Here is a 7066-nt window from a genome sequence, read left to right as displayed (position 1 = left end):
GGCAAAAAATTAAAGATTTATTTTACCTAACCCCAGAGCTACCACCTGAACACCCTGACGACTATAAAACGTTAGACGGGGTTGATCAAAATGATAACGGTATTCGTGATGATTATGAGCGCTATGTGTATGAAAAGTTTGATTCACCGCAGCTCATCACCTTTAGCTTAGGCGCAGCTTCAACATTGCAACTCGTTATTGATATTGAACAAGGTCGTATACCAAATTTAGATGCTGAGATCGGTAAGCAGATTATTTTAGATATTATGAATATTAATTACTGTACAAGGCAATTACAAAATGAATTCTCTGATTTTCGTAATCCTAAATCACTGTATTTCAATACAATTGATCGAGCTTATGCGAATCGAAAAAACCAAAATAAAATAGCAGAAATTTTACGTTTTGAACCTGGTTTCCACTGGTTGGCTGATCAACATTGTGAAGCTTTAATAGGGACTAAAAAATGAAAAAATATATCTTAATTATGGCCTTTATTTTTTCATACTCTGCATTTGCTGGTTTGCAACCACTCCATAGGCACTACACCAAACAAACGGATCAACTAAGATTATTGTACGTAAATGATATGCTCACTACAGAAGATGATTTCCGTGAAAATTTGTTTTGGCTAGATAACTTTCAAGATACTAAATTAGGTAACTATTCAGATTTTTAGCTCTTTAGATATGCTGTATTGCAAACCTTTCAATTATTCAATATTGACTAATTCATGTATTTTACCTTAATAAACATTCCCCCTTGCAATGTTATACTATTGCATTATATCGTTGATTTAGTATACCATCATACAAAATTCACTGTTAATAGAGCTCAAGTGTGGCAATATCACCTTCGGAAAAACAAGCATCTCCAATAAAATCTCAGCATCATGAACTAGCAACGAATAAAAACGAAACAATCATAGAAGTCAGTTCGTTAAGTTTTAATATTAAACATAATTCTATTCTAAAAAACTTAAACTTTAGAGTTGGCACTGGTGAAATTTATGCATTACTTGGTGGTAACGGAGCAGGTAAATCTACCACCTTGAAAACCTTACTTGGCTTTAATAAACCTACTCAAGGCTCTGTAAAGGTTGCCGGTAAAGAAGTAACCCAAGCGCTTGATTTTGTAAGAGGTAAAACGGCATATTTACCTGAATCAGCTACACTATATCCTCATTTAACCGCGCGTGAAAACGTCGAATATTTTTTATCGCTCGCTGATATTAAAAAAAATAAGGAGCAAATAAATGCTGCGTTTGACCGTGTAGCACTGCAACCAGCTGCATGGGAGCGCCCTATGCAAACATACTCAAAAGGCATGAGGCAAAAAACCGCTATTGCACTCGCAATATTACGTGAAGCACCCATATTTTTGCTTGATGAGCCTACCTCAGGCCTAGATCCCGTTGCTATTGATGAATTTAATCAACTTGTACGTGAACTTGCGTTAACGGGAGCAACTATTTTAATGGTTACTCACGATGTATACGGTGCCTGCCAAGTGGCTGATCGTATTGGTTTATTAAGAGCTGGCGAGCTAGTGGGTGAATTTGAGGCTCCAAAAGGCACACGCATTGATACCGAGCAAGTACACGCAGCATTTGCCCAACGAGGCGCTGAATGAGTATTAATAATTTTTCAAAGGTTGTTATTGTAGCCAAGGATGAATGGCGATATTGGCTTCGCTCAAAGCTTGCTATGAGTGTATTAGCGATTGGTTTGTTACTTACGCTTTCATCGGTGATAGTGACAGCGATTACGATGCACGAATTAAGTCACACTCGTCATGAGTTACAAACAACGGCAGAGCAACGTTTTGTTGATCAGCCCGATCGTCACCCTCACAGAATGGTACATTACGGCCATTATGCATTTAGAACACCTTCGGCATTGAGCACACTCGATCCCGGTATTGATGCTTATACAGGTAATTCAATATTTTTAGAGGGCCATAGGCAAAATAGCGCAATGTTTGCCGATCAGCGCCAGGGAACTGCATTAACTAAATTAGGTAGTTTAACACCTGCATTTATAGTGCAAACACTAGCCCCTTTATTGCTAATTTTAATTGGCTATAGCTCTATAAGCCGTGAGCGCGAATCGCAAACGTTAACTTACTTATTAGCACAAGGGACCGCAGGAATTACGCTGATCGCGGGTAAAGGCTTGGCGTTACTCTCTGTAGTAGGATTAATTATAACTCCACTTGCTGTATCTGCTTTTTTTACACTCGCTAGCGGTGAGAGCATCGTGGCCGTTGCAAGTTTTGTAGTGGGTTACGCGTTATATTTAATGGTGTGGGTATTAGTTATTTTACTGGCATCGTGCGTGTTTAGTAAAAACAGCGGGAGCTTTACAGCACTGGCGTTTGCTTGGATTTTATTATGTATTGTTATGCCGCGTGTTGCGAGTACCAGTGCATCAACCGCAGTCCCTTCAGCAGGCAAAATAGAAACTGATTTTGAAGTAAAAGCTGAGCTTAGAAAGCAAGGCGATGGTCATAACTCGAACGATCCTGCATTTAAGCAATTTAAACAATCACTGCTTAAAAAATACAATGTACAAAGTATGGAGGAGCTGCCAGTCAATTTAAGAGGGTTACTTGCCAGTGAATCTGAGGCAAAACAAGCACAAGTACTTAATAAGTTTGCTGAGCAGCGAATGCAAGCAGAGCTTGAGCAAACACAGGTCTCTCGTTGGTTTGGTTGGTTATCGCCAATGGTGGCAATAAGAACGTTGTCGATGACAGTGGTTGGTACAAGTATTGAAACGCACCATCGTTTTTTACGTGAAACAGAACAGCTGCGTTATGATTTTGTCCAAGGGCTTAATAAAATTCACACTGAAGAGCTTGATTATAAAGATGATATGAACCGAAATGCCAGTGCCGATGCATCTAATAAAGCGCGTGTTAGCGCAGAAAACTGGAAGTTGCTTAATAACTTTTCTTTTACAGTGGATAGCGCAACTGTGCGTGCAAAACGCAGTATGCCAGCGTTCTTGCAGCTAATACTGTGGATTGTAGTACTGGTTGGTGGAATTAAATTTGTAGGAAAACGGTTGATATGAAGTATTTAATGGCACAACTTGTACGTGAGTGGCGTTTTTTACTGCTTCAAAAATATTTACTCGTCTTACTTGTTTGTAGCTTTGTGTTATCGGGGTTTGCAATTAATAGCGGTTTAAGCGAAATTCACGATCAGCAACACACCATCGAGCGCTTAAAAACAGCAGATAAAGCAGATCGTATAAAGGTGCAGCAAAAGTACGACGATTTGGGAATGATGGCGTATTATAGCTTTCATTTAACGTATTCTCAGCCATCTGATCTTGCCTTTGCCGCCTTAGGTGAACGAGATATTTTCCCATGGAAGCATCGTATTAATTTACTTGCTCTTGAGGGGCAAATATACGAAAGCGATACACAAAATGCAGAGTTGGCCCAGGCTGGAAAAATAGACTTTGTGTTTGTGATCAGTGCATTGGCCCCGCTGGTAATTATTTTACTGTTTCATGATTTATTCGCCAACGAACGCACAAGTGGTAGGCATGATTTATTGGTAACCACTGCCAAATCTTACTTTGCATTATGGGGAGCACGTATTACCGTTCGGTTCGTAGCATGTGCGGTATGCTTAATGTTACCGTTTTTTATTGGTGCGTTTTTAGCGGGTACAGGCTTATTTGAAGTGGGCTATGTCACGTTATTATGTATTATTTACCTAGGGTTTTGGACGGCCCTAAGTGTGTGGTGGGGTAAAAACGCAACCAGTGCGCCGCGTGTTGCTTCGAGCTTAATTGGTTTATGGGTTTTATTTGCGTTTATTATTCCTATTTTAGGCGACCTTGCTATTAATAAAGCCGTGCATGCACCAAAAGGCGGCGATATCGTACTTGCTCAACGAGAAGCAGTAAACGCTGCATGGGATATACCCAAATCAACAACCCTGAACGCATTTGCAAAAGAGTACCCAGAGTTTGCACCATACACCGATATGAGCAGCGAGTTTGAATGGAAATGGTATTATGCATTTCAGCAAATGGGTGATCTTAAAGCGGCAGAGCTGTCTAAAGCGTATCGTGATGCTGCAAAACAAAAATATCAGTTAGCGGGCATGGTGTCATGGTTATCGCCGCCGTTATTATTACAGCGCAGCTTAACGAGTATTGCTGAAACGGATGCACCCGCTGCGTATAAATATGAGCAGCAAATTCGTGATTTCCACCAGCAATTGCGTGAGTTTTATTACCCTTGGTTGTTTTATAAAGGTAATCCAACGAAAGATACACTAAAAGCGATGCCAAGTTATAAAGACACTGCACGCGCTGGGGAATAAATAACAGTAAATACGTTCAAAAATCCTAACTTTTTAGTTAGGATTTTTGGTTAGGGGTTTCTTCAGGAGCGGCGGATCCCCAAGAGCAGTCGTCAAGGTCACCCATAGGTTTTTTATTAATCTAAATAAATTTACCACTTATCTTTAACGTATCACTGCCCTAATGGTTGGATTTTTTCTTTTAATACATCCCTTACATAGAGCATCTGCACGGTAACAATAATTGACACAAACAGCGGCGTTGAAAGCGCCAAGCCATGAATTCCAAACATGGCGCCCATTAGTAATTGCCCGCTGAGCATGACCGCCGGCGGCAGCGAGACTGCTTTTTTCTGCACAAACGGTGTTATTACATTACTCTCCAGCACTTGCACAACTGCGAACACGATTAACACATACATGGCTTGAGTAGGGCTATTAAGCAAAGCGACTAATACCGCGGGTATAAGAGCTGCAATAGGCCCTAAAAATGGCACAAACGATAGCAGACCCGCAAGAAATGCCAGCGCCATAATCAATTTCATATCAATAAACCATAAACCTAGAGCGGTTAAAAGCCCTACTACGATCATTGATGTTGCACGCCCGATTAACCACAGCTTCAACGCGTAATATACACTGTGCATCACTTCTTTTAAGCGGCTGCGTTTATCGCTTGGAAACAAAAATAATAAACCTTTCATATAAGGTTTAGGGTGCAGCGCCAAGTAAAAACCAATAAATAAAATAACAAATAAATCAGTAAGTGAACCAAATAGAGTAGAAAATACCCCAGTCACCTCGCCCATCAGCTTTCTAGGTGAAAGTGGCGCTTGCTGCCATTGTTCTTGCGCCCACTTGAGTAAGGGCTCACCCCACTCTTTATCTTTCAAATAATCTTCTAGCTGTTTTACACCACCAGATATTTGTTCTCTAAGCTGTAGTAACTGCTCCATAATAGCGGGGCCAGCTAAATAGCCAGCAAATATCAATAACCCCAATACTGTAGCAGCAACAAGCATCACTAGCCCCCATCGAGGTAAAGGTAGCCAGCGCTGTAACAGACTCGCAAGCCCAATTAGAAAAACACCGAATAAGATCCCACCAAATATAAGCAATAAAACATACGATAATTGCCACAGCAGCATAAAAAGGCCTACAGCTAAAGCCGTAATGCCAATGGTTGCTAATAGTCGGCGAATATAGTTGCTATCAGAGCTCATTGCTTCTCCCTTTGCTTGGTATAGTCTGCACTCAGTAAAATTAATACCTATAAATTGAATGCAATTAAAATTTTGCAAAGTATAGTTCTATCAGTTTTAGTACTTTTTTAACAGTACCCAATATAAAACTGCCCGTTTTGTTATAAAGGAAAGTCACTGTTTACAGGCATAATTGCTATAGCTTAGCGCGTGAGTACAACTAAAAACTGTACTGGTGCTAAATGATGAGAGAGGCGAAAGCTAAGGTGTATATTCACACTAATCAACGTCATTACTGGAATCGTAGTCATATTTAATTTGAGTTTAAAAAGTAGGGACGTTTGGATTTTAGAATAAAAAGATCAAGCAAAACACAGCTGCCTGTTTGAGCGGAAATTTCTAATGAGTGCCCCCTATGGTTCCCAATCAAGTTTTTTCAAAAAGATCCTCTATTTCATTAAACTCAATTTCTGGTGAGGCTGTTTTAGTTTTCTCGTTATCAGCTACATAGTCATAGTCATCTCTAAACTCTTGTCTTATAGAATCAAAATCTACATGTTCCATAAGGTCTATCGCTGAAAAATCCATTTCAATTTTATATTCTTCAATCATTTCATCAGCAAGCTTTATAGCATCACTATCTAAACTTTCAAAATTAGTTGCATGTTCAGATACATAGTCACTTATATTGTCCACACAGTATTCCCATACACACTCCTGAACAACTGTTATTATTTCATCACAATCAATCTCATGCCTATCAGTAAACTCTTCAATCAACTCAGAAATTACTTTTAGAGTATCACTTGACGGAAGGTAATCTAAAACGCCTTGAATTAAACCTAACCAATCTAAACTTTCTATAGTTAAGTCATCATATTCAATTAAATATTTTAATAGCGAAATAGTTTCACCATCAACTTCTTCAAAGATACCTTCAGCCTTAATAATTTTAATTAACTCATTTATAGATGATGTTTTAACATCATCATTTATGTCATTTAAAACGACATCTTCAAAAACTAGAACGAACAGATAGAAATGCGATGAAAAAGCCTGTTCTTCATTAATTTTTTCTAGAAGCTTCAACTTTACTCTGTTATCAGGTGTTGGTGAATTACTGAGAAATGAAAATACATAAGATGATTTATAACTTTTATATGCTTTCAAAGAGTTTAGTTGAAATAAAATATCGACTATTAAATCAACATCATTTTTACAAATAGAAATAACATAATCATTAATTGATGGGTTAAATAGTTCAAAGAAAATAGATTCGCCACCAATAACTCTCGTAATTAATGAGCCTGACAACGTTTTAATTGCTTTATCAAATTGAATGTTGGTAGTAAGTATATTCTTACTTATAAAATACTTTTTTACTGTAGCTTTAAGCACTTCCTCTGCTATTTTATTACCAAAATAAACAATAATAAATATTAGTATTCTTTCATACTCTTTTAATTGATTATGAAAGACATGTTCCCAGATATCTTTAGGATTATTAATACTATCTTCAACCTGTCTCTTATACACATCT

Annotated in this window: 6 protein-coding genes and 1 pseudogene; 5 read left to right on the top strand and 2 right to left on the bottom strand. The window is 38.3% G+C overall.

The window, feature by feature from the left end:
- The 5 genes and pseudogenes from ENH88_RS00130 to ENH88_RS00110 form a co-directional block, all read left to right on the top strand.
- Window positions 1-470: pseudogene (locus tag ENH88_RS00130) on the top strand (chitodextrinase); the annotation flags it as partial.
- Complete coding sequence (locus ENH88_RS00125) at window positions 467-679, top strand: hypothetical protein (protein WP_304178213.1); 213 nt, start codon at window positions 467-469, stop codon at window positions 677-679. The pseudogene ENH88_RS00130 and the gene ENH88_RS00125, both read left to right, overlap by 4 nt.
- A gap of 197 nt (window positions 680-876) precedes the next feature.
- On the top strand, window positions 877-1632 hold the full coding sequence (locus ENH88_RS00120; RefSeq protein WP_304178214.1) for an ABC transporter ATP-binding protein: 756 nt from the start codon (window positions 877-879) through the stop codon (window positions 1630-1632).
- Window positions 1629-3077 (top strand): ABC transporter permease, encoded by a 1449-nt coding sequence (locus ENH88_RS00115; RefSeq protein WP_304178211.1) that lies wholly within the window; start codon window positions 1629-1631, stop codon window positions 3075-3077. The genes ENH88_RS00120 and ENH88_RS00115 overlap by 4 nt, the downstream gene beginning before the upstream one ends.
- On the top strand, window positions 3074-4345 hold the full coding sequence (locus ENH88_RS00110) for a DUF3526 domain-containing protein (RefSeq protein WP_304178209.1): 1272 nt from the start codon (window positions 3074-3076) through the stop codon (window positions 4343-4345). The genes ENH88_RS00115 and ENH88_RS00110 overlap by 4 nt, the downstream gene beginning before the upstream one ends.
- 152 nt (window positions 4346-4497) lie before the next feature.
- On the opposite strand, the gene ENH88_RS00105 is transcribed toward ENH88_RS00110, so the two are convergent.
- Together ENH88_RS00105 and ENH88_RS00100 are read right to left on the bottom strand one after the other, a co-directional pair.
- The gene (locus tag ENH88_RS00105; RefSeq protein WP_304178208.1) at window positions 4498-5547 is read right to left on the bottom strand and encodes an AI-2E family transporter; all 1050 of its coding nucleotides are present in this window, start codon (window positions 5545-5547) and stop codon (window positions 4498-4500) included.
- Window positions 5548-5952: 405 nt separating this feature from the next.
- The coding region (locus ENH88_RS00100) for a hypothetical protein (protein ID WP_304178206.1) at window positions 5953-7066 on the bottom strand (1114 nt) is incomplete at its 5' end.

It is taken from the genome of Pseudoalteromonas prydzensis (assembly GCF_011050055.1).
GTDB classification, from domain to species: Bacteria; Pseudomonadota; Gammaproteobacteria; order Enterobacterales; family Alteromonadaceae; genus Pseudoalteromonas; species Pseudoalteromonas prydzensis_A.
Note: the sequence above shows the minus strand (reverse complement) of the source record. Positions and strands in the feature narration are given on the sequence as shown.

What these genes read in the sequence shown, in the direction of transcription:
- ENH88_RS00110 (WP_304178209.1), top strand. Translation starts at nt 3,074, where the DNA reads ATGAAGTATTTAATGGCACAACTTGTACGTGAGTGGCGTTTTTTACTG.
- ENH88_RS00115 (WP_304178211.1), top strand. Translation starts at nt 1,629, where the DNA reads ATGAGTATTAATAATTTTTCAAAGGTTGTTATTGTAGCCAAGGATGAA.
- ENH88_RS00125 (WP_304178213.1), top strand. Translation starts at nt 467, where the DNA reads ATGAAAAAATATATCTTAATTATGGCCTTTATTTTTTCATACTCTGCA.
- ENH88_RS00105 (WP_304178208.1), bottom strand. Translation starts at nt 5,547, where the DNA reads ATGAGCTCTGATAGCAACTATATTCGCCGACTATTAGCAACCATTGGC.